This window comes from Actinomadura opuntiae (genome assembly GCF_030283205.1).
Taxonomy (GTDB): Bacteria; Actinomycetota; Actinomycetes; order Streptosporangiales; family Streptosporangiaceae; genus Spirillospora.
In genome coordinates this window covers 75363-100701 of sequence record NZ_JASNWF010000008.1, presented here as the reverse complement: position 1 = coordinate 100701, position 25339 = coordinate 75363, and the positions used below count along the sequence as shown (strand labels likewise).

27 protein-coding genes and 1 pseudogene are annotated in these 25339 nt (G+C 72.1%); 11 read left to right on the top strand and 17 right to left on the bottom strand.

Features of this window, described 5'->3' with window-relative positions:
* Positions 1 to 24: 24 nt before the first annotated feature.
* From QP089_RS18645 to QP089_RS18635, 3 genes are read right to left on the bottom strand one after another with little or no spacing between them, the layout of a single operon-like run.
* Positions 25 to 876 carry a carbohydrate ABC transporter permease gene (locus tag QP089_RS18645; RefSeq protein WP_285912926.1) on the bottom strand — a complete coding sequence of 284 codons (852 nt, stop codon included), beginning with the start codon at positions 874 to 876 and terminating at the stop codon, positions 25 to 27.
* On the bottom strand, positions 873 to 1811 hold the full coding sequence (locus QP089_RS18640) for a carbohydrate ABC transporter permease (RefSeq protein WP_285912925.1): 939 nt from the start codon (positions 1809 to 1811) through the stop codon (positions 873 to 875). Before QP089_RS18640 ends, QP089_RS18645 begins: the two co-directional genes overlap by 4 nt.
* Positions 1811 to 3082, bottom strand: a complete 1272-nt coding sequence (locus QP089_RS18635) for an ABC transporter substrate-binding protein (RefSeq protein ID WP_285912924.1) — start codon at positions 3080 to 3082, stop codon at positions 1811 to 1813. Before QP089_RS18635 ends, QP089_RS18640 begins: the two co-directional genes overlap by 1 nt.
* A 237-nt stretch (positions 3083 to 3319) precedes the next feature.
* Here QP089_RS18635 and QP089_RS18630 point away from each other — a divergent pair, with 237 nt between their 5' ends.
* Both QP089_RS18630 and QP089_RS18625 read left to right on the top strand, forming a co-directional pair.
* Positions 3320 to 4969: a hypothetical protein gene (locus QP089_RS18630; protein ID WP_285912923.1), complete on the top strand. Its 1650-nt coding sequence runs from the start codon at positions 3320 to 3322 to the stop codon at positions 4967 to 4969.
* Positions 4970 to 5112: 143 nt separating this feature from the next.
* Complete coding sequence (locus QP089_RS18625) at positions 5113 to 6057, top strand: Rieske (2Fe-2S) protein (protein WP_285912922.1); 945 nt, start codon at positions 5113 to 5115, stop codon at positions 6055 to 6057.
* Positions 6058 to 6092: 35 nt separating this feature from the next.
* On the opposite strand, the gene QP089_RS18620 is transcribed toward QP089_RS18625, so the two are convergent.
* Entirely contained in the window at positions 6093 to 6971 is an 879-nt protein-coding gene (locus tag QP089_RS18620; protein WP_285912921.1) for an NmrA family NAD(P)-binding protein, read from the bottom strand.
* Positions 6972 to 7088: 117 nt separating this feature from the next.
* On the opposite strand from QP089_RS18620, the gene QP089_RS18615 reads away from it, so the two are divergent.
* Complete coding sequence (locus QP089_RS18615; protein WP_285912920.1) at positions 7089 to 8144, top strand: LysR family transcriptional regulator; 1056 nt, start codon at positions 7089 to 7091, stop codon at positions 8142 to 8144.
* Here the strand turns inward: QP089_RS18615 and QP089_RS18610 are convergent.
* The gene (locus QP089_RS18610) at positions 8063 to 8689 is read right to left on the bottom strand and encodes a TetR/AcrR family transcriptional regulator (protein ID WP_285912919.1); all 627 of its coding nucleotides are present in this window, start codon (positions 8687 to 8689) and stop codon (positions 8063 to 8065) included. The genes QP089_RS18615 and QP089_RS18610 overlap by 82 nt on opposite strands.
* Before the next feature lie 104 nt (positions 8690 to 8793).
* Between QP089_RS18610 and QP089_RS18605 the strand changes: the two genes are divergently transcribed.
* Entirely contained in the window at positions 8794 to 9756 is a 963-nt protein-coding gene (locus QP089_RS18605) for an AurF N-oxygenase family protein (protein ID WP_285912918.1), read from the top strand.
* Positions 9757 to 9792: 36 nt separating this feature from the next.
* On the top strand, positions 9793 to 11283 hold the full coding sequence (locus QP089_RS18600; protein WP_285912917.1) for an FAD-dependent oxidoreductase: 1491 nt from the start codon (positions 9793 to 9795) through the stop codon (positions 11281 to 11283).
* A 3-nt stretch (positions 11284 to 11286) separates the two neighbouring features.
* Here the strand turns inward: QP089_RS18600 and QP089_RS18595 are convergent, their stop codons facing one another.
* From QP089_RS18595 to QP089_RS18570, 6 genes are all read right to left on the bottom strand, one after another.
* Positions 11287 to 12315: an ABC-2 membrane transporter-related protein gene (locus QP089_RS18595; RefSeq protein ID WP_285912916.1), complete on the bottom strand. Its 1029-nt coding sequence runs from the start codon at positions 12313 to 12315 to the stop codon at positions 11287 to 11289.
* Positions 12312 to 13202 (bottom strand): ABC transporter ATP-binding protein, encoded by an 891-nt coding sequence (locus QP089_RS18590; RefSeq protein WP_285912915.1) that lies wholly within the window; start codon positions 13200 to 13202, stop codon positions 12312 to 12314. The genes QP089_RS18595 and QP089_RS18590 overlap by 4 nt, the downstream gene beginning before the upstream one ends.
* A gap of 100 nt (positions 13203 to 13302) precedes the next feature.
* A complete protein-coding gene (locus tag QP089_RS18585; RefSeq protein ID WP_285912914.1) occupies positions 13303 to 13959 on the bottom strand; it encodes a response regulator in 657 nt (218 codons plus the stop codon).
* Positions 13956 to 15092: a sensor histidine kinase gene (locus QP089_RS18580; protein ID WP_285912913.1), complete on the bottom strand. Its 1137-nt coding sequence runs from the start codon at positions 15090 to 15092 to the stop codon at positions 13956 to 13958. The genes QP089_RS18585 and QP089_RS18580 overlap by 4 nt, the downstream gene beginning before the upstream one ends.
* Positions 15089 to 15598: a hypothetical protein gene (locus QP089_RS18575; RefSeq protein WP_285912912.1), complete on the bottom strand. Its 510-nt coding sequence runs from the start codon at positions 15596 to 15598 to the stop codon at positions 15089 to 15091. The genes QP089_RS18580 and QP089_RS18575 overlap by 4 nt, the downstream gene beginning before the upstream one ends.
* 113 nt (positions 15599 to 15711) lie before the next feature.
* Entirely contained in the window at positions 15712 to 16206 is a 495-nt protein-coding gene (locus QP089_RS18570) for a winged helix-turn-helix transcriptional regulator (RefSeq protein ID WP_285912911.1), read from the bottom strand.
* Positions 16207 to 16312: 106 nt separating this feature from the next.
* On the opposite strand from QP089_RS18570, the gene QP089_RS18565 reads away from it, so the two are divergent.
* Together QP089_RS18565 and QP089_RS18560 are read left to right on the top strand one after the other, a co-directional pair.
* On the top strand, positions 16313 to 17761 hold the full coding sequence (locus QP089_RS18565; RefSeq protein WP_285912910.1) for an MFS transporter: 1449 nt from the start codon (positions 16313 to 16315) through the stop codon (positions 17759 to 17761).
* A gap of 93 nt (positions 17762 to 17854) precedes the next feature.
* Entirely contained in the window at positions 17855 to 18040 is a 186-nt protein-coding gene (locus QP089_RS18560; RefSeq protein WP_285912909.1) for a hypothetical protein, read from the top strand.
* A 74-nt stretch (positions 18041 to 18114) separates the two neighbouring features.
* Here QP089_RS18560 and QP089_RS18555 read toward each other — a convergent pair whose 3' ends face one another.
* Both QP089_RS18555 and QP089_RS18550 read right to left on the bottom strand, forming a co-directional pair.
* On the bottom strand, positions 18115 to 18678 hold the full coding sequence (locus QP089_RS18555) for a hypothetical protein (RefSeq protein WP_285912908.1): 564 nt from the start codon (positions 18676 to 18678) through the stop codon (positions 18115 to 18117).
* Complete coding sequence (locus QP089_RS18550; protein WP_285912907.1) at positions 18678 to 18935, bottom strand: hypothetical protein; 258 nt, start codon at positions 18933 to 18935, stop codon at positions 18678 to 18680. The genes QP089_RS18555 and QP089_RS18550 overlap by 1 nt, the downstream gene beginning before the upstream one ends.
* Before the next feature lie 152 nt (positions 18936 to 19087).
* On the opposite strand from QP089_RS18550, the gene QP089_RS18545 reads away from it, so the two are divergent.
* Both QP089_RS18545 and QP089_RS18540 read left to right on the top strand, forming a co-directional pair.
* Positions 19088 to 19912, top strand: coding sequence for a helix-turn-helix domain-containing protein (locus QP089_RS18545; protein ID WP_285912906.1), 825 nt, complete (start codon positions 19088 to 19090; stop codon positions 19910 to 19912).
* Positions 19909 to 20268, top strand: a complete 360-nt coding sequence (locus QP089_RS18540) for a DUF397 domain-containing protein (RefSeq protein WP_285912905.1) — start codon at positions 19909 to 19911, stop codon at positions 20266 to 20268. Before QP089_RS18545 ends, QP089_RS18540 begins: the two co-directional genes overlap by 4 nt.
* A 12-nt stretch (positions 20269 to 20280) precedes the next feature.
* Here QP089_RS18540 and QP089_RS18535 read toward each other — a convergent pair whose 3' ends face one another.
* The gene (locus QP089_RS18535; RefSeq protein ID WP_285912904.1) at positions 20281 to 21360 is read right to left on the bottom strand and encodes a hypothetical protein; all 1080 of its coding nucleotides are present in this window, start codon (positions 21358 to 21360) and stop codon (positions 20281 to 20283) included.
* A 71-nt stretch (positions 21361 to 21431) separates the two neighbouring features.
* The gene (locus QP089_RS18530; RefSeq protein WP_285912903.1) at positions 21432 to 21977 is read right to left on the bottom strand and encodes a hypothetical protein; all 546 of its coding nucleotides are present in this window, start codon (positions 21975 to 21977) and stop codon (positions 21432 to 21434) included.
* Between the two features lie 147 nt (positions 21978 to 22124).
* On the opposite strand from QP089_RS18530, the gene QP089_RS18525 reads away from it, so the two are divergent.
* Together QP089_RS18525 and QP089_RS48810 are read left to right on the top strand one after the other, a co-directional pair.
* Positions 22125 to 22994, top strand: coding sequence for a PhzF family protein (locus QP089_RS18525; protein WP_285912902.1), 870 nt, complete (start codon positions 22125 to 22127; stop codon positions 22992 to 22994).
* A 43-nt stretch (positions 22995 to 23037) separates the two neighbouring features.
* Positions 23038 to 23193 (top strand): annotated as a pseudogene (locus QP089_RS48810) (hypothetical protein); the annotation flags it as partial.
* A gap of 159 nt (positions 23194 to 23352) precedes the next feature.
* On the opposite strand, the gene QP089_RS18515 reads toward QP089_RS48810, so the two are convergent.
* Entirely contained in the window at positions 23353 to 24906 is a 1554-nt protein-coding gene (locus tag QP089_RS18515) for a caspase, EACC1-associated type (RefSeq protein ID WP_285912900.1), read from the bottom strand.
* Complete coding sequence (locus QP089_RS18510; RefSeq protein ID WP_285912899.1) at positions 24861 to 25271, bottom strand: effector-associated constant component EACC1; 411 nt, start codon at positions 25269 to 25271, stop codon at positions 24861 to 24863. Before QP089_RS18510 ends, QP089_RS18515 begins: the two co-directional genes overlap by 46 nt.
* Between the last annotated feature and the right edge of the window lie 68 nt (positions 25272 to 25339).

Here is a 25339-nt window from a genome sequence, read left to right as displayed (position 1 = left end):
CCGCCCCGCCCGCCCGCGCGCCCGCTACTTCAGGCCCGCCGTCGCCACCGACCGGACGAAGAACCGCTGCGCGACGAAGAACAGCACGAACACCGGCAGCTGGCTGATCACCGTGCCGGCCATCAGCCGCGGCCAGTTGGTGGTGTGCGCGCCCTGGAAGGTCTGCAGCCCCAGCTGGACGGTCATGTGCTCGGGGCTCTGCACCGCGATCAGCGGCCACAGGAAGTCGTTCCAGGTCTGCAGGAACGTCAGCACCGCCAGGGTCGCCAGCGTCGGGCGCATCAGCGGCAGCATCACCTGGAACAGGATCCGCAGCCGGCTCGCGCCGTCGATCCGCGCGGCCTCCTCCAGCTCGCGCGGCACCGTCATGAAGAACTGCCGCAGCAGGAAGATCCCGAACGCGGTCGCCAGGTTCGGCACGATCAGCGCGCCGAGCGTGTCGGTCAGCCCGACGGCCCGCACCATGATCAGCGTCGGCAGCATGACGATCTGGAACGGCACCATCAGCGTGGCCAGCACCGCGACGAACAGCGCCCTGCTGCCGAGGAACCGGATGCGGGCGAAGGCGTACCCGGCCAGCGAGCAGAACACCAGGTTGCCGACCACGCAGCTGACCGACACCAGTGCGCTGTTGCCGAGCCAGTGCCCGAGCGGCGCGTCCCGCAGCGCGTCGGTGTAGTTGTGCCACTCGATCCCCGACGGCAGGCCGGGCGGGAACCGCCGCGTCTCGGCCTCGGTGGAGATCGACAGCAGCACCATCCACAGCAGCGGCGCGGTCATCACCAGCGCGATGGGCAGCAGGATCAGGTGCAGCGGGCTCGGCCGCCGGAACCGGAACCGGCGCGCGGCCGGGGCGTTCATCGTCGACATGCTCATCGGCCCTCGTAGAAGGAGGTGCGGCGGGTGATCGCGAGCTGCACCACGGTCACCAGCAGGATCACCAGGAACAGCGCGCAGCCGACCGCGGCGGCGTAGCCGCCGTCGAAGTCCACGAACGCCTTGTTGTACAGGTGGTAGACGACGACGGTCGTGGCGCGCAGCGGCCCGCCCTTGGTCGTCACGTACACCTCGTCGAACAGCTGCAGCGAGTTGATCGTCAGCCACACCAGCAGGAAGCCGGACGCGGGCGCCAGCAGCGGCAGCTCCACGTGCCGGAACGCCTTGAGGCGGCCGCAGCCGTCCAGCGCCGCCGCCTCCATCAGGTCGTTCGGGACGCTCTGCAGCGCCGACAGGTAGATGATGACCGCGAAGCCGAGCCAGCCCCACACCGTCATGGCGACCAGCGCGAACAGCGCCTGGTTCGGGTCCTGGAAGAAGCCCTGCTGGGGCAGCCCCGCCTTGGCCAGCGCCGCGTTGACCGGGCCGAACTGCGGGTTGAGCAGCCAGTTGAAGATGATGCCGGTCGCGACCGTGGAGGTGACCAGCGGGACGAACACCGCCATCCGGTACAGCGTGATCCCGCGGATCTTCTGGTTGAGCAGCACCGCGATCGGCAGCGCCAGCACCATCGTCAGCGGGACGAAGAGCACCGTGTAGATCGCCGACCGCTTCGCCGCATCCCACATCAGCGGGTCCTTGACCAGCTCGGCGTACTTGGCGCCGCCCGCGAACGTGCCGGGCGAGGTGAGGTCGGTGTCCTGGAACGACAGCCAGAACGACCACAGCACCGGCAGCATGCCGAAGATCCCGATCAGCAGGACGGCCGGGGAGACGAAGCCCCAGCCGGCCAGGTGCTCGCCCAGCCGCCGCCGCGACCGGCGCGGCCGGCGGCCGCCGCGGGCGGTGCGCGCGGTCAGTGCGGTGGACGCCATCAGGCGCCCGCCAGGATGCCGTCGATCTCCTTGGCGGCCTCGTCCAGCGCGGCCTGCGGCTGCGTCTTGCCCAGCAGCACGCCCTGCACGGCGGTGCCGAGCACCTTCGAGATCTGCGGGTACTGCTTGATGTTCGGCCGGGACTTGGTGACGTTCTTGCTCAGGTTGTCGATGAAGACCTTGTTGCCGGGATACTTGGCCAAGTAGTCCTTGTAGCCGGGCAGTTTCTCCTCGGAGGTCCGCAGCGGCAGGTCACCGGTCTGCACGGCGTACCGCAGGTGGATCTGCGGCGAGGTCAGCCACTTCAGGAACGCCCACGCGGTCTTCCGCGCCTTCTTGTCGAAGAGCATGTAGTAGTCGGGGCCGGAGATCGTGGCGTGGGTGGCCTTGCCGGGCAGGTACTGCACGCCGTAGGAGACGTCCTTGTTGATCTGGCCCAGGTCCCAGGGGCCGGTCCACAGCATGCCGATCCGGCCGGAGTTGAACAGGTTGAGGTACTGCTGGTCGCCGGTGTCGAGGTAGACCGACTTGTCGGTGACGGCCATGTCGCGCAGCAGCTGCATGGCCTGCTGCCCGGCGGGGGAGTTGAAGGCGGCCTTCTTGTTCCCGGAGTCGAGCAGGTCGCCCCCCGCCTGCCAGAGCAGGGCGAGGAAGCGCCAGACGGTGTCCTCGGTGCCGTCGTTGACGTACGACCATCCGTACTTGCCGTTGCCCGACAGCTTCCTGGCGGCGTCGCGGAAGTCGTCCCACGTCCAGTCCGGCGTCGGGTAGTCCAGGCCGGCGGCGTCGAAGAGCTTCTTGTTGTAGACGAGCCCGAGGTTGTCGACCAGGGCGGGCACGCCGTAGATCTTGCCGTCCACGGTCGCGCCCTGCCGGGCCGCCGGGTAGAAGTCGTCCCAGTTCAGGTCGGGGCTGCCCTTGACCAGCGACGTGAGATCCTGGGTCTGGTGCCGCCCCGTCAGCGCGGTGATCGAGGAGCCGAACTGGTAGGCGACGGACGGCGGCTTGCCGGACACGAAGGACGCGAGGGTCTTCTGCAGCGTGTTGTCGTTGTTGCTGAAGACCGGCTCCACCTTCTGGTCGGGGTGCGCGCCGTTCCACTCGCCGGCCAGCTTGGTGATCGTGTCGGCCTGGACGTCGGTGTAGCCGTGCCAGAAGGTGATCTTCTTGGCCGCGCCGCCGCCGTCCGAACCGCAGCCCGAGGACAGTCCGGCCACCAGGGCGACCCCGGTGACCAGCGCGGTGATGCGGCGACCGCTCGGCTGCCTCATGATCGCCTCCAGGTACTCGTGCTCGATTGTGCAGGATGCGCGGCACTTTAGAACACAATCGCTCAGTGAGCAAGGGATCCTCCGCCTGGAGCGCGGCTTGCTGGACGATAACTGAGACAATCGATCACAACGATGCATCATGTGTGAAAGATTTCGATCGTCAAGCGGGCGGCAGCGGGAGGCGGAGATGGCGGAAGCCGGCGGGGTGCCGGGACCGGCGGGCGAGGCGGACCCGTCGTGAGGACGCTGACCGCCGTCCTGTCCGCGCTGCTGGTCCTGTTCGCCTCGGCGGGCGCCGCGTCGATGACCGCGGTCTCCGGAAGCGTCCGGATCGGGCCGGGGGACGACTGGACGCTGCCCGCGTGGGTCCGCCCCTCACCGAACTCGGGCTTCTTCTCCGAGCAGGCGGCGCCGGAGCAGCACGTCGACCTGCGCGGGCTCGACCTCACCTGGCGGCAGCTCCAGCCGGACGGCCCGGGACGGGTCCGCGACGACACCACCGGCACCGCCGAGGACTTGACGTTCCGGCCGCTGCGCGAGCAACTCGCGGAAGAACGGCCCTTCTGGATGCGCGTGTTCGCCAGCGGCTCGACGTGGGCGCCGCAGTGGGTCGCCGACGAGTGCGACGTGAAGGCGATCGGCCCCGACTATGACGGCCAGTACCACCTGCCGATCTGGAACGAATGCGTGTGGAGCCGGCTCCTCGGCCTCTACAAGAGGCTGTTCGTCGACTCGGGCCTGCGCGCGGACCCGCGGCTGCGGTTCGTCTACGTCCCCGGCGCGTTCACGTGGGCGGAGTTCGACTACGACATCGTCAGCGCCGCCGCCAAGGAAGGGCTGACCTTCGACGAGTACCGGTCCTGGTACGCGCACGCCTGGCGCGACCTCGCCGCGCTGTTCGGGGCGTACCGCACCAAGCTGGTGTTCACCGGTGAGGACTACCCGTGGGGACCGTGGGGCGACAGGACGGACCTGTTCGCCAGGCAGGCGGTCGACGCGGGCCTCGGCATCCGCACCGGCATCACCGAGGAGTTCAATTACCACCTCAGCGAGGCCCCGTCCTATGGAAGCCGCATCGGGCCGGACGGGCACATGACGGTCGACGAACGCATGCCCGTCCACGACGGACGGCACGTCGTCGCCACCGAGAACGAGTGCTTCAACGACTGCGACTACACCACCGACGACCCGTACTACGCCGTCCGCCAGGCCAACCTCAAGGCGCTGCAACTGCGCGTCAACTGGCTGTACGTGGTGCCGGGACCGTCGTACATGAAGCAGTACCCGGCCCAATGGCGGTGGGTGCGGCTGAGCCTCGGCAAGACCGCCTCCGACTCGCCCGACGCCTGGGCCGCGCTGCGCGATGCCGAGGACACCTACTGGCGGGACGAGACCGGCCCCTTCACCGGGAACCGCGCATGGCGGACGCGGCCGTGGGTGCGCAACCTCGAACGCTGGCTCGTCCAGCGCGACGTCCGGCCGGACGGCACTCCGCGACGCGCGACGGCCGACGTGCACCGCAACGTCCTCTCCAAGGAGAACGGCACCGCCTACGAGGGGCTGCGCACCGACCGCGCCCACGGGCAGACGTCGCTGTACTTCGACGTGGACGAGCGGTTCCGCCCGCGCCGCGACCGCGGGCCCGTGGAGATCAAGGTGACCTACCGCGACGCGGGCCGCGGCTCCTGGTGGCTCGAGTACGAGGGCGGCCGCTCACCGCGCATACGCCGCACCGGCGACGGCGCGTGGAAGACCGCGACGGTGCGGCTGCCGCGCCCCGTGCTCGCCGACGGCCTGAACGGCGGCACGGACTTCCGCGTCACCACCGGCGCGGGCGACGACCTGGACGTGCGTTTCGTCCGCGTGGTCCGGCAGCGCCGCCCCTGATCGCCGGCGGCTCCGCGGAGCCGTCTGCGCCGCGACGCCGCGGTCCGGGCGGTTTTGCGGCCCGCAGGGCGGATAGAGAGCGGACGAGCGACGTCGCGGGGTCGCGGAACGTGATCGTTCTCTTGGGCCTTGGGGAGGCACTGATGAGCATGCCGCACAGGATGATGAGCCGGCTGGAGAAGGCGGAGGCGCTGGACAGGGTCGCCGGACCGCTGAGCTCGGCGGTCCAGCGCGTGGTACGGCCGCGGATCGTCCGCAATCTGCTCAGCGGGACCAATCTGGGCCATCCGCTGCACCCGCCGCTCACCGACATCGTGGTCGGGGCGTGGAGCATGTCCACGCTGCTGGACGCCGCCGGCGGGCGGGACGCCGAGTCCGCGGCCGACCTGCTGGTGACGGCCGGTGTGGTCGCGGCCGTGCCGACGGCGCTGTCCGGGCTGAACGACTGGGCCGACACCCTCGGAGCGGAGCGGCGGGTGGGCATGGTCCACGCCACGGCCAACACCATGGCGCTCGGCCTGTACGGGGCGTCGATCGCCGCGCGGGCCCGCGGGAGCCGCGGCACCGGCAAGGCCCTGGGCCTCGCCGGGTTCGGGGTGATGGCGTTCAGCGCCTATCTCGGCGGCCACCTGTCCTTCGTGCGGGGCGTGAACGTCAACCGCACCGCGTGGCAGGAGGGCCCGCAGGACTGGACGCCGGTCCTGGGGGAGGACGACCTGCCCGACAGCGAGCACCGCACGGTCGAAGTGGAGGGCGTGCGGATCATGCTCTACCGGTCGGACCGGCGCGTGTTCGCGCTGGAGGCCACGTGCACCCACATGGGCGGGCCGCTGGACGAGGGGACGATCGCGGACGGCTGCGTCACGTGCCCGTGGCACGACAGCACCTTCCGGTTCGCCGACGGCGGGATCGTCCGCGGCCCGGCGAGCACGCCGGAGCCCTGCTTCGAGACGCGGGTCCGGGACGGGCGCATCGAGGTCCGCGTTCCCCCGGCGGGCGCGCCGTCCGGCAAGGGCGAGGGCGCGCACGCCGGAGGGACCGAGCGGATGGGCCGGGCGGCCCGGCGCAGGCTCGCGCGGACCTCGTGACGGCCTGTCCCGCGCTTCCCCGCGCGTGACCCGGGTCAGTCGAGGACGGCCGGCTTCAGCTCCTCCTCGCACCACTCGCGGAAGGTGGTGGGCGAGGCGGACTCGGGGGTGCGCGGCTCGGCGTCGTCGAGGCCGTTCTCCTTGGCCACGAACATCTCGACCAGCCCCTGGGCGTTCGCCTCGGACACCCCGCGCGCGAGCAGGCTCTCCCTGAACGCCTCGACGGAGATCTGCTGGTGGCGGACCGGCCGTCCGAGCACCTCGGACATGATCCGTGCCATGTCGTCGTTCGACAGGTCCTCGGGGCCGAGCACCGGGACGTCGCCGCGCCCCGTCCACGACGGGTCGAGCAGCAGCTTCACGGCGGCGTCGGCGATGTCGCGGCAGGCGCACGTCGGCAGCTTGCGGTCACCGGAGAGCGCCGAGAAGAACACGCCCTCGTTCTTGATGCTCTCCACCTGGCCGAGCATGTTGTCCATGAAGGTCGGCAGCGTCAGCGCGCGGTAGTGCACGCCGGTGCTCGCGATGAGGTCGTCCATCGCCAGCGTCGCCGTCACGTGGCCGGCGTCGGGGAGCACTCCGCGGCCCAGGGCGGAGACGCCGACGACCCGCTGGACGCCCTGGCTCCGGAAAGCCTCGCAGGCCGGCCGGGCGAAGCGGGAGTAGACGTCGTCGAGGCGCTCGGCCTGGTGGTTCGGCGGCGCGAGCCAGAAGACGGAGTCGGCGCCGGCGAACGCCTTGGTCACGACGTCGGGATCGCCGTGCGACCCCTCGACGACCTCGGCGCGGTCGCGCACCTCGGCGGGCAGCCGGGACGCGTCGCGGACGATCACGCGGGCCGGGGCCCCGGCGGCGAGCACGCCGTCGACGACCCGGCGTCCGATCCTGCCGGTGGGTGTGGTGATGACGATCATTGAAGTCTCCAGACGCGGTGAAAGGGGGGCGCCGCAACGGCGCCGGCGTCGACCAGTCAAGTCGCCGCCGCCGCGAAGCTGAAGGATCGATCCGGTCCGCATTGATACCCTGGGGATATGAATGACCTGGAGTCGCGGCAGCTCAGGTACTTCGTGGCCGTCGCCGAGGAGCTGAGCTTCCGGCGGGCCGCCGAGCGGCTGGGCATGGCGCAGCCGCCGCTGTCCCGGGCGATCCGCGAGCTGGAGCGCGGCCTGGGCGTTCGGCTGTTCGAGCGCAGCACCCGCCAGGTCGAGCTCACCGCCGCCGGGCAGGTGCTGCTCCGCGACGCGCGGACCGTGCTGGAGGCGATCACCGCCGCCGCGCGGCGGACCCGCAACGCCGGACGCCCCGCCCCCGAGCTGCGGCTCGCGCTCAAGGCCGACTTCGACGCCGGGCTGCTGCCGCAGTTCCTCGCCGCGTACCGGCGCGAGCCGGAGGCGATCCCGGTCGAGCTGGTGCTCGGCGGCCGGGGCGAGCAGGAGGCCGCGCTGCGCGACGGCCGCGCGGACGTCGCGGTCGTCCCCGAGCTGGCCGACGGCCGCGGCCTGGACGTCGAGCCGCTGCTGACCGAGCCCCGGCTGGTCGCGCTGGCCGCGTCCGACCCGCTCGCCGCCCGCTCCTCGCTGTCGCTGTCCGACCTCGCCGGCCGGGTGCTGCCCGACGGCAGGCCCGCGGAGCTCGGCGGCCTGCCGCCCGGCCCTTCGCACCGGGACGCCGGGGTGCAGCAGTCCGCCGCGCGCGGGTCGTTCGCCGAGAGCCGCCGGCCCGTCCGGGACCTGATGGAGCTGTTCAGCGTGGTCGAGGTGGGCGGCGTCATCTGGTTCGTGCCGGTGTCGATCGCGCGGCGGCACGCGCGTCCCGGCATCGCCTACCGGACCGTCCGCGACCTTCCGCCGGCGGAGTTCTGCATCGCCTGGCCCCAGGACTGCCGCTCGCCGGCCGTCGCCGCGTTCGTCCGGGCGGCCACCGCCGTCGCGGCCGCCGCGCAGCCCGCGCTCACCGCGCAGCCGCTGGACCTGGCCCGGTCGCCGGACGCCGGTCAGCGGGCGGATCAGTGGGCGGACGCCGCCGGGGCGGCGCCTTCGCCGGGCCTGGCCAGGAGCGAGACGAACCCGGTGACGGTACGCAGGTAGCGCCGGAGGTCCTCCGGGTCGTCGGCGTCGACGCCGGCGCTGTTCACGAACACCAGCGACAGCACGATGCGGGTCAGCACGTCGATGAGGACCGGCACGTCGACCGGCGGCAGCTCGCCCCGGTCGATCTTGCCCTGGACGACCGGCGCGGCGAGGGCGGTGACCCGGGCGACGGTGATGTCGGCGCGGACGGTGAACCACGGCAGCACCATGTCGGGGACGTCCCGGACGGCCGCCGACAGCAGCGGGTGCGCGCGGGCCCGTCCGATGAGGAAGGCCAGCAGGTCGGAGACGTAGTCGGCGTCCCAGCGCGCGGCGTCGATGATCGGCACGGCCTCGGCGAGGTAGGCGGTGAGCTCGCGGTCGATCAGCGCTTCCTTGATCTCGTCGAGGGTGCCGCCGTACTTGTACAGCGTCGGCCGCGAGATCCCGGCGCGGCGCGCGATCGCCGACAGCATCCGGTTGGAGCTGAACCCGCCCTCGGTGAGGCACGCGGCGGCGGCGTCGAGGATGCGGGCGTGCATGTCCCCGTCCTGCCTCGGCATGAACCCGATTCTATGGCCGGGCCCACAGTCGCCGCCCATTGACCCGGTAAGCGACCACTGTTTACAGTTCCTATAGGAAGTGTAAACGATCTAGGAGGTCCCCGATGACGCAGGCGACCGAGTACCGCGAGTTCCTGCGGACCCTCTCCAACGGATCCGTCCACCGCCGGTTCGACCCGTACCTCGACATCGACTGGGACTCCGAGGACTTCGCGATCGACGCCTCCGACCCGCGCTGGATCCTGCCCGACTGCGACCCGCTCGGCGCGCACCCCTGGTACAAGGCGCAGCCGGAGGACAAGAGGATCGCGATCGGGCTGTGGCGCACCGCCAACATGCAGAAGGTCGGGCTGAGCTTCGAGAGCATCCTCATCCGCGGCATGATGCAGTACGCGATGAAGCTGCCGAACGGCTCCCCGGAGTTCCGGTACTGCCTCCACGAGATGTCGGAGGAGTGCAACCACATCCAGATGTTCCAGGAGCTGGTCAACCGCACCGGCGTGGACGCCCCGGGCATGAGGGCGCCCTACCGGGCGACCTCCTCGCTCTGGCACCTGGCCGCCTACGCGCCGGTCATCTTCTTCATCGGCATCCTCGCCGGTGAGGAGCCCATCGACCACTTCCAGAAGGACGTCATCCGGGACGGCGCCGCCCGCCCGCCCGCGCTGCTGCGCACCATGGAGATCCACATCGCCGAGGAGGCGCGGCACATCTCGTTCGCGCACCGCTTCCTCAACGAGCACGTGGCGCGGCAGAACAAGGTCGGCAAGGGCGTCACCTCGATCGCCTACCCGCTGATCATGCGCTGGCTGGCCGGCGCGATCATGGCGCCGCCGCGGCAGTTCGCCAAGGAGTTCGACATCCCCCGCAAGGTGATGCGCGAGGCGTTCTGGCGGCGCGAGGAGTCCAAGGCGATCCTGCGCGGCTACTTCGGCGACGTGCGGATGCTCGCGGAGGAGCTCGGCCTGATGAACCCCGCCGCCCGCAAGGTCTGGGAGCTGTGCGGCATCGACGGCAAGCCCTCGCGGTACCGCGGCGAGCCGCACCGCCAGGCCCACGCCGCCTGACCCGCGCCGCCCGACCCGGTAAGGAACGCCCCCGCCATGCCCCACGTGGTCACGCAGTCGTGCTGCGGCGACGCGTCCTGCGTCTACGCCTGCCCGGTGAACTGCATCCATCCCACCCCGGACGAGCCGGACTTCCTCACGTCCGACATGCTCTACATCGACCCGGTCGCCTGCGTCGACTGCGGCGCCTGCGTCACCGCGTGCCCGGTCGACGCGATCGTCCCGCACGACCGGCTGCCGGCGGCGCAGGAGCCGTTCGTGTCGATCAACGAGGCGTTCTACCGGGACGGCCGGCCGCGGCCGCTGCTGGCGCCGCACGTCCCGCCGCTCACCGTGCCGAAGGGGCGCGAGCCGCTGGACGTGGCGGTCGTCGGGACGGGACCGGCCGCGATGTACGCGGCGGACGAGCTGCTCACCGTGCCCGGCGCGCGGGTCACGATGTACGAGCGGCTGTCCACCCCGTACGGGCTGGCGCGCACCGGCGTCGCCCCCGACCACGTGAAGACCCGCCAGGTCGGCGACCTGTTCGACCGGATCGCGGCGCAGGACGGGGTCCGGATCGTCTACGGCACGCAGGTCGGCCGGGACGTGACGCACGAGGAGCTCCTCGACCGGCACCACGCGGTGCTCTACGCGGTCGGGGCGTCCGCCGACCGGCGCCTGGACGTGCCGGGCCGCGACCTGCCCGGCACCGCGACCGCCACCGAGTTCGTCGCCTGGTACAACGGCCACCCGGACTACACCGACCGCCGGTTCGACCTGTCGCACGGGCGCGCCGTCATCGTCGGCAACGGCAACGTCGCCCTCGACGTCGCCCGCATCCTGACCGCCGATCCCGAGCGCCTGGCCGGCACGAGCATCGCGCCTTACGCCCTCGACGCGCTGCGGCGCAGCGGGGTCGAGGAGGTCGTCATCGTCGCCCGCCGCGGCGTCGCCCACTCGGCCTTCACGGTGCCGGAACTCGTCGGCCTCATGCAGACGCCGGGCATCGACCTGGTGCTCGACTCCGCCGACCTGGACCTCGACACCGGCGCCCTCGACCACACCGCCTCCCAGAAGGTCGCGCTGCTCCGCAAGCTGGCGGAACGGTCCACGGCGGGGCAGGGGAAGCGGATCGTCCTGCGGTACCTCGCGTCGCCGCTCGCCATCACCGGCGACGACCGCGTGCGGGGCGTGGAGCTGGTCCGCAACGCCTACGTCGCCGGTTCCGGCGACCGGGTCGAGCCCACGGGCGAGCGCGAGACCCTGGACGCCGGCCTGGTGCTCAGCTCGATCGGGTACCGCGGCACCGCCGTCCCCGGCGTCCCGTTCGACGAGGCCCGCGGCGTCATGCCGAACGCCGGCGGCCGCGTCCTCGCCGAGCCGGGCGGCGCTGTCCTGCCCGGCGTGTACGCGACGGGCTGGATCAAGCGCGGCCCGACCGGCTTCATCGGCACCAACAAGCAGGACGCCATGGAGACCGTCCGCCACCTCGTGGAGGACTACGCGCAGGGCCGCCTGAGCGCACCCCGCGCGACCCTCGTCTGACCCTCACCCCACCCGGTGCCGGATGCGCCAGAGCCCGAACCCCGCGAGGAGACCGCCGAGGGCGAGATAGACGGCGGTCTCCAGCCCCTGGAAGGCCCAGTAGCGGCCTTTCGGCTGGTAGGCGATGTCGACATGGAGATTCAGCCGGCCGAGGCAGACGGCGGTGTCGCCGAACCGCCCGCCGGCGCCGGTCCGCGGCGGGCCGTCGAGGCACGCGTCGAACTCCGCGCCGCCGAGCGTCCGGCCGTCGGCCGTGCGGAACGGGCTGATGTCGCTGACCCAGGCGCCGGGGGCGCCGGGGATCGTCAGCCCGTGGACGACGGCGCCGCCGGTGATGCTGCCGATGTTCTGCGCTCCGTTGATGGCCTGCGCGGTCATCGGCAACGTGGTCCTCTCCGGGGGCAGGAGGTGCGGCCGGACCAGGTTCGGGAACGTGAACTGGAGCACTACGAAGGCGACGCCGGTGACGGCCATCGCGGGCAGCGTCCGGCGCGCGAGGAGGCCGACGACAGTGCCGAGCGCGAACGCCAGGACGGCGTAGCCGATCGGCGCGATGTCGCGGGCACCGAACACGACCGTGGAGAAGCGGTCCTCGGTCGCCTCGTCGAACGGGCGGGCCGCCCAGGTGAGCAGCGCGGCGGCCGAGCCGGTGAGCACGGCACCGGCCAGCGCCACGAACGCGAGCTTGACGGCGAGCCAGCGGCGCCGGGTCACGCTCTGGTTCCACACGAGGCGGTGCGTGCCGGTCTCCAGCTCCCGCGCGATCAGCGGCGCGCCCCAGAACGTGCCGATGACGACGGGGATCAGCTGGAGCCCGGCGGCGAGGAACAGCAGGGTGTTCTCGTAGTCGCTGCGGAACTGCGCCAGCGCCGCCGGGCAGTCGGCGGCCCTGCCCGCGCAGCGGGCCCGGTAGGCGTCGTGGGCGTCCCGGATGTCGGTGCCGAGATACACCAGGTACGCGGCGATCACCGCCAGCGCGGCGGCGGCGACGAGCGCCTGGACGCGGAACTGCCGCCAGGTCAGCCAGATCATCGCAGGCCCTCCCCGGCGTCGCCGGACGCCCTGGTCATGTAGGCGAGGACGACGTCCTCCAGCGAGACGGGCTCGATCCGGTACGGCGCCGGCGGCACCGCGTCTCCCCGCACCACCGCGGTGTCGTGCTCGCCGGCGCGCTCGGCGCGGATGATCTCGATGCCGGCGGGCGGCCGGGCGAGCCCGCCGCGCGGCGCGATGAGGCGGCGGTGCGAGGCCAGCACGTCCTGGACGTCCCCGGCGACCCGCACCCGGGACGCGCACAGGACGATCACGTGGTCGCAGACCCGCTCGATGTCGCCGAGCAGGTGCGACGACAGCACGGCGGCGGCGCCCAGCTCGGCGACGAACTCCAGCAGGTTCCGCAGGAACCCGGTGCGCGCGAGCGGGTCCAGCGCGGCGGCCGGTTCGTCGAAGATGAGCAGGTCGGGGCGTTTGGCGGCGGCGATGGTCAGGGCCAACTGCGCACGCTGCCCGCCGGACAGGCCGCCGGCCTTCTGGTCCGGGCGCAGCCCGGCCTGCGCGATGCGCCGCCGGGCGAGCGCGCCGTCCCACGTCGGGTTCAGTTTCGCGCCCATCCGCAGGTGGTCGGCGACGCTGAACGACCCGTACACGGGCGTGTCCTGCGCGACGAACCCGACGCGCGCCAGGTGCGCCGACCCCGCCGCCGGGGTGGACCCCAGCACGCGCAGCGAACCCGAGGTCGGCTCGGTCAGGCCGCACGTGAGGTGCAGCAGGGTGGACTTCCCGGCGCCGTTCGGCCCGACCAGGCCGATGACGCGTCCCGGCGGGACGGTGAGGTCGACATCGCTGAGCGCCGCATGGCGGCCGTACTTCTTCGTCAGGCCCTCGGCGTGCAGCACCGGGGGTGGTTGCTCGTTCGGCATGCCGCTCATCCTCGAAGCCCGCCGCCCGCCGGCTCATCGGCCCGCAGTACGGTCGGCCCGGCCGGGGCCGTACTTTCGGCCGGTTCGCCGCGGCTGCCGGTCAGCCGCCGTCGATGAGGCGGTTCTCCCACGCCCAGGCGGCGATCTCGATCCGGTTGCGGAACCCGAGCCGGCCCTGGATGCCGGCGACGTGGCTCTTGACCGTGCTGAGGGAGATGAACAGCTCGGCGGCGATCTCCTGGTTGGTGCGGCCGCGCGCCACGGCCCGCACGACTTCGAGCTGCCGGTCGGACAGCGGGACGTCCTTGGCGCGGGCGTCCGGCGCGCCGTCCGCCGTCAGGTGCCGCAGCAGCCGCACGGTCACCGACGGGGACACGAGCGCCTCGCCGTTGGCGGCGGCGCGGACGGCCTCGACGAGCAGGCCGGGACCGGCGTCCTTCAGCACGAACCCCGCCGCCCCGCCGCGCAGTGCGCCGTACACGTACTCGTCCAGGTCGAACGTGGTGACCACGACGACCCGCAGCGGATCGCGCACGCCGGGCCCGGCCAGCGCGCGGGTGACCTCGATGCCGTCGAGGCGGGGCATCCGGATGTCGACCAAGCACACGTCCGGGCGCAACCGGCGCGCCAACTCCACCGCCTCCGCCCCGTCCGCGGCCTCGCCGACCACGGTGATGTCGGGCTGGTCCTCCAGGATCAGCCGCAGCCCGCTGCGGATCATCGTCTGGTCGTCGGCGATCAGCACCGTGATCGTCATCGGGACTCCGTGAGGGGCAGTACCGCGCGCACCGTCCAGCCGCCGCCCGGCCGTGGACCGGCGGTCAGCGCGCCGCCGAGCGTCTCGACGCGCTCGCGCATGCCGACCAGCCCGTACCCGGCGCGGTGGTGCGGCCGGGCGGGACCCGGCGGGGCGTCGTCGTCGACCTGGACGGTGACCTCACCGGCCTCCTCGGCGACGGTGACGGTGACCGAGCCCGCCTGCGGCGCGTGCCGCCGGACGTTCGTCAGCGCCTCCCGGACGATCCGGTACACCGTGCTGGTCACCTCCGGCGGCCAGTCCTCGCCGCCGGCCGCGTGCAGCCTCGCCTTCGGGCCCCGCGTGCCGAAGCGTTTGACCAGCTCGTCGAGCCGTTCGGGCCCAGGGGAGACGGGAGGGGCGTCGCCGGTGTCGCGCAGCAGGCCGACGACGCGGCGCATGGCGGCGAGGGCCTCGGTCCCGGCGGCCTCGATCCCGGCGAGCGGTTCCGCCGCGTCCGCCGGGTCCCTGCGGGCGACGATCTGGGCCGCCTGAGCCTGGATCACCATGCCCGTGATGTGGTGGGCCACGATGTCGTGCAGTTCGCGGGCCAGTTCGAGACGTTCCTCGCGGCGTACCCTCTCGGCGGTGGTCGCGGCCCTGGCGTCGAGCGTCCGCAGCGACCGGCCCACCACGACCGCCGCCGCCAAAGCCGCGGCGCTCAGCACCGCCACGGCCGACACGCCGCCCGTGCCGTCCGGGGGATCGACCACCAAGCGGCCGGTGACCAGGGCCAGACCCGCCGCGGCGATGGCACCGGCCTGCGCCGCGGGCAGAACCCTCACGGCGGTGCCGGTCAGCACCATCAGCCCGAGCGTCATCGGCGGACCCGGCTCGGCGGGCAGCCCGGCCAGGCGCGCCACGACGATCGCGACCGCGGCGACGGCGAGGCCGCCGGCGGCCGTCCAGGCCGGATGCCGGTGCCGCAGCAGCGCGAGCACGCACACGACCACCGCGGCCGGCCCGCCGAGCCGCCAGCTCGCCACGCCCCAGCTGCCGGCGAGCGCGACCGCCTGGTCGGCGATCGCCGCGGCGAACAGGACCCCGAGCCCGGCGGTGGAGACGATCCCGGTCCACCGGTTCGGACCGGTCACCTCGGCCGCGCCCGGTCCGGCCGCGCGCTGTCGAACAGGCGCAGCCCCGGGCCCGTCACCAGGGCACCGGTCATCATGAGGGTGGCCAGGACGGTGACGCCGCCGTGCCCGGAGGCCCAGGCCCCCGCGACCACCGCGGCCCCGCCGGCACCGATGGCGGCCGCCACCGGTCCGGGCGACCTGCGCAGTGCGGAACCGACGAGCACCGCCAAGCCCAGCGCCGTGACGGGGCCGGGCTCTTGCGGCAGCTCCGCAGCCCCGGCCACGGCGATCGCGACGGCCGAAGCGATCAGCGCCGCGGCCGCCGTGGCCGCGGGCCGCCATCGGCGCACCACCGCGAGCGCGCACACCATGACGGCGATGGCGAGGTCGAAGACCCACGACGTCCCGCCCCAGCTGTCCATGAGCATGTACGTGGTGAAGGCGATCCCCGCGGCGAAGACGATGCCCAGCCCGGCGTCGACCAGGACGGACCCGGTCAGCTGCGGTCGATCCGCTGCGTTCATGCCGATGACGCTAGGAAGCCGCACCGCTCACCGCACCGGCCGAAAGTACGGAAGGGGCCTCACCGGATCATGCTCACGGCCGGTTCCGTCCGCCAGCGACCCGGGGAGTGCGGTCAGCCTCGGGTCGGGAGGACGGCGCGGGCGATGGCGTCGCGTTCCGCCGCCTCGCGTTCGGCGGCCTCCTGTTCGGCGGCCACGCGCCGGTCGTAGGCGGCGCGCGCCGCCGCGATGGCGTTCTGGTGCTCTTCCGTCCAGCCGACCAGGGCGCGGATGGTGCTGTGCAGGGTCGCGCCCATCGGCGTCAGCGCGTAGTCCACCCGCGGCGGGACGGTCGGATGCACCGTCCGGCTCACCAGCCCGTCGCGTTCCAGATGCCGCAGCGTGCGGGTCAGCATCCGCTGGCTGACCCCGTCGATCGCGCGCCGCAGCTCGGTGAAGCGCAGGCTCCGCTTGTCCAGCAGCGCGATCACCAGGAGCGACCACTTGTCGGCGATGCGGTCGAGGATCTGCCGCACCTCGCAGTCCGCGCGCTGGTCCCACTGGAGAACGTCGTCGTCGGCGCCGGTATCCGCGCAGTAACCGAGGGACTTGGGAGTGCCGTCTTCCATGCTCATCGATGGTGCCCGACGATTCTTCCGGTAACAAGAGGGAACCGGCGGGCACTCGGGGAACCACCCCGGGGCGCGGTTCCCGGCGAGAGGGAGTCGAGCACCGATGTCCAATTCCGTCACCGGACCCGGCGGGCGCCTGACCGGCCGCTCGTGGGGCGTGCTCCTGGTGCTGTGCGGCGCGATCTTCCTGGAGGGGATCGACGTGGCGATGCTGAACGTGGCGCTGCCGTCGATCCGGGCCGACCTGGAGCTGTCCACCGGGATGCTCAGCGGCGTCGTCAGCGCCTACGTGCTGGGCTACGGCGGGTTCATGCTGCTGGGCGGCCGCGCCGCCGACCTGCTGGGCCACCGCCGGATGTTCGTGCTGTGGCTGGCGGTCTTCCTGGTCTTCTCCGGGCTCGGCGGTCTCGCCACCGAGGGCTGGACGCTGCTGGTCGCCCGGTTCGTCACGGGCGTCGCGGCCGCGTTCATGGCGCCCGCCGGGCTGGCGCTCGTCACGTCCGCGTTCCCGGAGGGCCCGGCGCGCACCAAGGCGCTCGGCGTGTACGCGGGGACGGCGGCGGGCGGCTTCTCGCTCGGCGTCGTCGCGGGCGGCGCGCTCACCTCGATCGGCTGGCGCTGGGTGTTCTTCGCCCCGGTCGTCCTCTCGGCGCTGATCCTGGTGGCGGCGCTGGCCCTCGTCCGCGACGCGGGCCGCGAGCGCTCCTCGGACGGCTTCGACCTGGCGGGGGCGTTCACGCTGACCGGAGCGATGCTGCTGCTGGTGTACGGGGTCGTCCGGCTGGAGCGCGCCGGCGACGGCCCGTTCCTGACCGCCGGTGTGTTCGCCGCCGCGCTGGTGCTGCTGCGGCTGTTCGCCGCCGTCGAACGCCGCTCCCCGTCCCCGCTGGTGCGTCCGGGCATCCTGCGGAAGGCACCGCTCCTGCGGGTGAACGCCGCGGCGCTTCTGTTCCTGGCCGCGTTCGCGGGCTTCCAGTTCCTGGCCACCCTGTACTTCCAGGAGCTGCGCGGCTGGAGCACGATGCAGACCGGCCTGGCCATGCTGGTGATCGGGACGGACACCGTCCTCGCGCCCGTCCTGACACCGCGCCTGGTGAACCGGTTCGGCAACGCCCGCGTGCTGCTCGCCGGCATCGTGCTCGCGGCGGTCGCGTACGCGCTGTTCCTGCCCGTCGGGATGGACTGGACCTATGTCGCCATGCTCCCGGCGCTGGGCCTGCTCGGGCTGTCGTTCTCGCTGGCGTACGGGCCGCTGACCATGGCTGCGACCGACGGCGTCGCCGAGGACGAGCACGGCCTGGCGGGCGGACTGCTCTACACCGCCATGCAGTTCGGCACGGCGCTCGGGCTGTCGGCCGTCACCGCAGTGGACGTCGCCGCGGGCGGGGGCCTGGGCGGCCTGCGCGCCGCGCTGATCGTCCCCGTCGCGGCGGCGGCGCTCGGCGCGGCCGTCATCGCGTCCGGCCTCCGCACGCGCACCGGGCGGGACGGCACGCCGCCGGACGTGACGGTCCCGGCCGCCGTGACCGATCGCATCGCGACCGTCGCCTGAGCCGAGGAATGAAGTGGGATTAATGGGGCATCTGTTGCCGCAGGACAACGGTTCGGGACCGAGCCGGGCCGATGGCGATGAGGAGTGACGGACATGAGTCTCTTGCAGCGGTTCTCACGGGCCCGGGCGGGACGCCGGACCAGGGCCGCCGAGCGGCGCCGCACCCCGAGCTTCCGCGAGATGCGCGCGCAGATGCGCACCGAGAAGGCCGAGGCCGACCTCCTCGCGACCGAGGAGCGCATCCACATGGAGGCCGCCCGCATGCGGCGCGGCCGCTGACCCCCACCATCATCCGAGCGGAGAACCGCGCGGCCGGGAGTACGGGGGGCTCTCCCGGCCGCGCGGCGGCCTGTTCACCGGCGGGGCCGCGCCTCGGCGATGATCTGGACGAGGCCGGCCGGGTCGGACGCGCTGGCCAGGCGCCAGCGGGTGCCGCCGGGGAGCAGCGCCCACCATTCGCCCGTGTGGGCGCCCCACCAGCAGACGACGTCCGGGAAGCGCCGCTGCAGGTCGGTGATGATCGCCGCGTGCTCCGGCCGCATCGGCGGGTGAAGACCGGACCGGGGCGCCTGCGCTAACCGCCTCTGCTGCGTCCGGGCCGCCTGGATGGCCGTCACGTACGGGACGAGGATCCGGGCGATCTTCTCCGCCGCCTGGAAGGGCTTGGTGTGCGGGGCCAGGTTCTCGCCCAGGCTGGAGCGGTACCACCACGTGTCGGCCTCGGCCACGAGCGCGACGCTCTCCCCGAGGTGCGGGACGTCCTTATCGAAGACGTGCAGAACCGGCTGCTGCCCCTTGTAGATCGGTATGGCCGTCCATCCCTCACGGACGAGTTCCCTAGCGAGACGATCGAGCGCGTCCGTTTTGGGTGAATCGGGAACGGCGCCATTGCTGGACTCGTTTTCGTCCGCTGCCATTACCACTGCACCGCACTGTTGGGCTCGGGCGTCGTTTTGTTGGACGCCCTAGCGCGCTCGATGTCCAACGCCTTACGAAGTTCCTCCGCGCTGTTGCGGACAACGGTCGGGTATATGCCGGATCCAGGGTCGTGTAGCGTCGCCACCCAGTCGCCCAGTAGGCCGTCATGGCGCGTCGCACGCCAGATCCGGTGTCCCTGATAGTCCTCGCGCAGCCGCGCCAATGCCTGGTCGGCGGGGTCGACGGGCGTATCCATGATCGTCTGACTTTCTGCTCCGATTTCTCTCCGTAACCGCTCCCCATCTTGCTGTGACCGGGTTATGGTCGGGAAGAGCGAGAGACCCAAAGCCAGAAAACCCCCGGCGGACGGTCGGAAAACCGCCGCCTTTTCGGATCTTGGAGTGTGCCATGCCTCGCCGCCCCCGCGACCCCGGCGTCCCCTCGTCCCCGACCGAATACTTCGGCACCGAGTTGCGGGCCTATCGCGAAGCGGCCGGCCTCTCCCGCCCCGAACTCGCCGAAAAGCTCGGATACACCCCGCAACGGATCGGCCAGGTCGAGTCAGGTCAGAACGGACCCTCCGAGGACTTCGCCAAGGACTGCGACACCTGCTTCGCCACCAACGGCACCTTCCACCGCATCTGGGAGTGGATGCAGCGCTTCGGCCGCCTAGCCGTCCTCCCGCCCGGCTTCCGGCCCTATGCGGAGGCGGAGCGCGACGCGTCGTATGTCAAGGCATTCGCCCCGCTGCTGATGCCTGGGCTTTTGCAGACGCCCGAATACGCGCGGGCCGTGCTGGAGGTGGGGCAACGGGCCGAGAAGCTGGAGGAGTTGCTTACGGCGCGGATGGAACGACAGGACCTGCTGACCAGGGACGAATCGCCCTTCTTCCTTTTCGTGCTGAGCGAGTACGCCCTCCGGCGGGTCGTGGGGGATCGCGAGGTCATGCGCGGTCAACTTGAGCGGCTCTTGAGCTTGGCAACCGAACCGCATATCACTTTCCAGGTCATCCGGGACGATGCGCCTGTCTACCAGGCAAGCGGGTTCGTGCTACTGGAGTTCCCTGAGCGACCCAATATGTGTTACATGGACAGCGCGGGTGGTTACGGTCCGCTGTTGGAGACCCCTCGCGACGTGAACGAGCGTGCCGTAGCCTTCGATCAAGTGCGGTCTGCTGCACTACCAGCCGGCGACTCCGTGCGCGTTGCTCGCGCGGTGATGGAGGGTCTATGAGCATGGTGAGCCCGTCGTCCTGCATCTGGCGTAAGAGCAGCCACAGCGACTCCTCCGGAGGGTCCTGTGTCGAGGTCGGCTTCCTGGCTGCTGTGCAGTGGAAGAAGAGCACCTACAGCGACTCATCGGGCGCAGAGTGCGTGGAGGTTGCGTTCGTGAACTCCGTCAGGTCTGAGTGGCGGAAGAGCAGCCACAGTGACAACACCGGGGGTCAGTGCGTCGAGGTGGCGGACCTGACTTCGGCGGTGGCGGTGCGGGACTCGAAGGACCCGGACGGGCCGAAGCTGGTGTTCGGTGCGTCCGCCTGGGCCACGTTCGCGACCCGCGCCAAGGCCGGCCACCTAGACCTGTCCTGACGGTCGGGCGGGTCATTCCGGGGACGGCAGAGTCCACAGGTAGACGGACGTCTGGTCCTTGGAGAGCGTGTACCAGGCTCCGTCCCCGGCGGAACGGGCGGAGCCTGAGACGGCGAAGGGGTAGACGATCCGTCCGCGCGGAGTCATCGTGCGCGGGTCGATGACCCAGTGGCGAGGTTCCTCCGCGTAGTACTCGGTGCCCGCCACGGCGATGTCGTCATAGGGGAAGGCCGCCTCGAAGTCCCAGGCGACGCGGTCTTCGACCAGAGGCGGAACGGCCCTGTCGGCGTCGAGTTGCCGCAGTTCCGCGCCGTCCGACGCTCGATGCAGGTAGAGGCTCCACTGCCCGGTGTCCGTGGTGAGGAAGTGCTCGCCGGACGGGCTCACGGCGAGGAGGACTTCGTCGACGAACCGGTGGACAGTGAGGTTCGCGCCGTCCCAGTGCCCCCACAAGACGGGGGAGTCCTCCTCGCCCTGGGCGATGGTGAGCCCCATGCGCGCCGGGTCGGGATGCGGGAAGTGGTAGGAGCCTGACCCGACGGTCATCGTGTCGGCCCTGGCCAGCACGGTGCCGTCGGCGGGATCGATGATCAGCCACTCCTCCTCGACGTCATCCGCCGCGCGGGCGCGGACGTGGGCCCAGAGGAGCTTGCCGTCCGGGGAGAAGGCCGCCGAGCCGTGGTCCGCGTGGCTGTGGTGGTGGTCGTCGGCGTATTCGGAGAACGAGGCGTGCGCCTCGGTGCACACGGCGGCGGACCAGCAGCCGTGGCGGATCTCCCACAGGACGGCGCCGGTCGGATCCACGGCTCGCAGCGCGTGCACGCCGGCGAACACCGCGACGTCCCCGGCGGGGGAGACGGCCACCTCGCCGTACTGGCGAGGCCAGGGGGCGGGGAACCGGACCTCCGGCACCTCGCCGTCCAGGTCACGCATGGCCAACTCGGTGTCTCCGCGCTGCACCAGCAACCTGCGTCCGGGCCAGTGCAGCACCTGCGGAGCGTCCGCCGACGCGAGGGCGAGTGGCCCGGCGGCGGTGGCCAGGAGGTGGGCGGCGAAGTCGGCGTCATCCCCGTGTACGGCGTCGATCGGCACGCCTCCATGCTCTCACGCGAACCGGCCGGGAACGATCTTCCTGCCAGCGGCCGGTACGGTGTCCGGGCTGGTCAGTGGTGGCGTTCGGCTACTGCCATCGTCCACTCGTAGAACGCCTCGGGGGCGCCGAGTTCGGCTTGCAGGGCGGGGTCGATGACGGGGGCGTTGGCCGCGGTGAGGAGGTCGTAGAGGCCGAGATGGACCCATTCCCAGACCATGGCGCCAAAATTGTAGGCGAGCATGAGCGGTGCGAGCCGCCGCCGGATGCTCGTGACCGCTTCCCGCGCGAATCCGGCCCGGTGCAGCCGGTCGATAGTGGCCTTTTCCTGGTCGGCGTCGATCTGGGTGTCGAGGAACGGTTCGAGCAGATCACCCCACGTGTCGGGGCGGGACACCCCGGCGATCCCGTGGCGATGGCAGAACCCTTCCAGATCGGCCTTCCTGTCGTGCGGAACGAAAAGGGTCTCGCCGCGCACGGTCCGTATCTCGGGTCTGATGGCCTTCCAGTCGGCATCGCGGATATGGGCAGGCGTGACCATTCCCATGGGATGGACGGTGGCGCCGCGAAAGTCGTAGCCGAGGAAACGGATGTGGTCCTCGGTGAAGCGAACCTCCATCGGTTCAGGGTGGCCGGTCGCGGGCGCGTCCGGTAGATGGGCGCGTTGTGAGGTCCGCCGCTCCCGCTACCCGGGACGAGTGCGGCCGCTGGGGGCTCCGGAGCAGCGCGTAGGGTGCACTCGAAGGGCACGTGGGAGGTTGGGCGGATGGACGTGGCGCAGGCGATCTCCGTCACGATCGTGCACGCCTGCCTGCGTGACGGGCAGGGCGGCAGCCCCACCGCCGTCCTGGACGACGGGCCCCTGACCGACGCCGAGCGCCGCGCCGTCCCCACGCTGATGGGGACCTCGCACGCCGTGTTCGTCTCTCCGGCGAATGACGGGTCCGCCGTTGCGCTGCGCTTCTTCACCAGCGAAGGTGAGCTGCCCGCCTGCGGTCATGGGACGGTCGCGGCCCTGGCCGTCCTGGCCGAACGCGCCGGTGACGATGACTACCGGGCCGTCTTGCGCACCTCGCGCCGGACGTTCACGGGACGCTGCGTCCGGAACACCTCAGCCTTCACGGTCGTCTTCGACCCCGGCCCCGTGGACCTCCGCGAGCCCACCGCGCGCGAACGCGCCCTCGTCGTCCCCGCGCTGGGCATTGACCCCGGCGCCCTCGGCCCGGGCCTGCGCGTCGCGTCGGTCGGACGGCCCCGGATGCTCGTCCCCGTCACCACCCGGTCCGTCCTCGCCGCCCTCGACCCCGACCAGGACCGGCTTCGCGCCGCCTGCGACGAACTCGGGCTTCTCGGCGCCTACGTCCACACCCCGCCGTCCGGCGAGGGCCGTCTCGCCGCCCGCCTGTTCGCCCCGTCCATCGGCGTCCCCGAGGACATCGCCAACGCCAACAGCACCGCCTGCCTCGCCGCCCACCTGGCCGGACAGGGCGTCACCGACATCAGCGTCGACATGGGCGACGCCCTCGGCGCGCCGTCCACCATCACCGCCACCACCCGGCCGGACGCGTCGGGGCCGGTGGTCCGCGTCGGCGGCACCGCCACGATCGCCCGGACCACCGCGCTGCCGCGCGCATGAGCGCCTCCGGGACCGGGGCTACGATCGGTAGGCCATCAGTCGAATGTCGAATTCGCGGAAACGACTACTGGGCGTGACGGCCCTCGCGGCGGCGGCCGCGCTGGCCGTGCTCGGCTGGGCGCGCGGCCGCCTGGTCGTCGTCACTGTCGACGGGACGAGCATGCTGCCCACGTTGAGCGACGGCGACCGCGTGCTCGCCCGGCGGCGGCCCCTCGACCGGGTGCGCCGCGGGGACGTCGTCGTGCTGGAGCCGCCGTCCTGCTGGACGGGCCGAGTTCGGGCCTGGACGCCGAGGCCGAGCACGCCGTCCATGCCTCCCTGCGACGCCATCGGCACGGCCGGACCAGCGTGCCACCGCCTACACCCCCACCTGACCCAACCCCCGCCGATAGACCAGCCTTTCCGCCACGCGCCCGAGCCCCGTGATCCGGGGCCTGCGCCGGCGCGCGAGCGAGACCAGGCAGAAGGCGCGCAGGACGGGCGGCAGGAGCAGGAACACCAGAGTGAATCCGGTGAGGCCGGGATCGCTCTGCGGAATGGGGTCGGCGCCGTAGCGGACGCCGGAGTAGGCCGCGCCGATGATCGAGCCGACGAGGAGGAACACCATGTCGAAGGCGTCGATGAGGGCGCACTGCCACGCGTGGTACCGCGCCTCCCTGTCGCGGACCAGCAGCAGGAACAGGCTGCTGAAGAACGGCATGAAATAGCAGGCGGCGGCCACGCCGAGCCTTGGGGCGGGGGAGAGGGGGCTTTCGGCGGTCGAGGGCCGGCGCGGGGGCGGCGGTGCGGGGGGTGCGGGCGATGCGAACGGCGGCGAGCCCGCACCCGAGGTGTCGGCCACGCCCGAGGCGGGGAGCGTGCTCGGGCCGCGGGAAGCGCCCGGGACAGGGAACGCGTCGCTCCGGCCGAGGTGGAGGTCGACGTCACGGATCGCGGCCTGCGCCCGGGACGAGACCTCGCGGCTGTCGTCGTCCGCCATCGCCACCAGGCGCTCGTAGGCCGGCCGCCCCAGGGCGCCGCCCGCCCGCGCCAGCCGCCGCAGCGCCTCGACGGCGACTCCCCGCACGTCGGCCAGCGGGCTGGTGGCCGCCGCCAGCAGGTCCGGCGGCAGGGTCGCCGGCCGCGGGCCGCGCGGGCTCCTGGCGATCATCAGCTCGCCCTGCACGTCCAGGTACTTGGTCGGGGTCTGGTGCGGGGTCGCGGCGACGGTCGCGTCGTAGGCGTACTCGTAGAGCTCGTCGATGGAGACGAGGCCGTCGCCGTTCAGGTCGGCGTCGCCCGTCCGCAGCCCGCGGACGACGGCGCCGGTGAAGATCGACGACGGCGCCGCGTCCGCGGAGGCGGGCGCCTGCGACAGGAGCCCGTCCGTCACCTCGAACGAGTACTCCAGCGCCGACGACGAGCAGATCACCGCGCGGCCGGAGCCGCCGAGCGGCCCGGTCACGTCGACCGCACCGCCGCCCCGGTGCAGCAGGCCGCGGCTGAACGCCCCGCTGTAGCAGCAGTCGAGCAGCACGACGATGTTGCGCGAGCGGCACTGCGCGATCTGCTCGCTGAGGTAGGAGGCGGGCACGGCGGTGGAGTTCGGCCGATCCAGGCGCGTCGGCGTGGTGGCGAAGAACAGCCGGCCGCTTTCGTCCTTCCAGCCGTGGCACGAGAAATGCACGAGCAGGACGTCGGCGGGGCGCGCGTCGGCGAAAAGGTCCTCCAATGCGCCCATGATCTCGTGCGCGGGCCTGTTGCAGACCGTCGCCACAGAGAAATCGCCGACGGCCGGATCGGAAAGGACGGCGGAAAGGCCCGCGGCGTCCTGCGCGGGAGACCGGAGACGGTGCAGTTTCGGATCGGCGTAGCGGTCGGCGGTGATCAGGAGCGCCCTTCGGGGCCGGTGTTCTGCGCGCGCGTCAGCCATTCGATCAGCCGGTGTTCCTGTTCGCGAGTGGGGTGGGAGAGTTCCAGGCTGCGGTCCTCGACGGTGATCTTGACGGTCCGACCCTCACGCGCGCCGAGCCAGGCGAACACCCCCTTGACGAAGGCGGTCGTCACCGAACTCGACGCCAGCACGGTCGCGATCGTGCCGATCGAGGTCGCGGCGCCCGACTTGGCGCCCGGCGGCGGAATCGCCTCGAGCGGCATGACCGGCACCCCTCTCTCGGAAAGCTCCCGGCGAAGTCCGCGGCATATCTCGTCGGTACGGGCGGCGTCGGCGTGCCTTTCCTGGATTTCCGTGATCGCGATTCCGGGCATCGTCCCCATCTCATGGTCGGCCGTCGTCATGGTCGCTCCTTCATGGGACGCGGCGGCGCGGAGAACGGAGCACGGTGCGGTGTATCGATCCGGTGAAC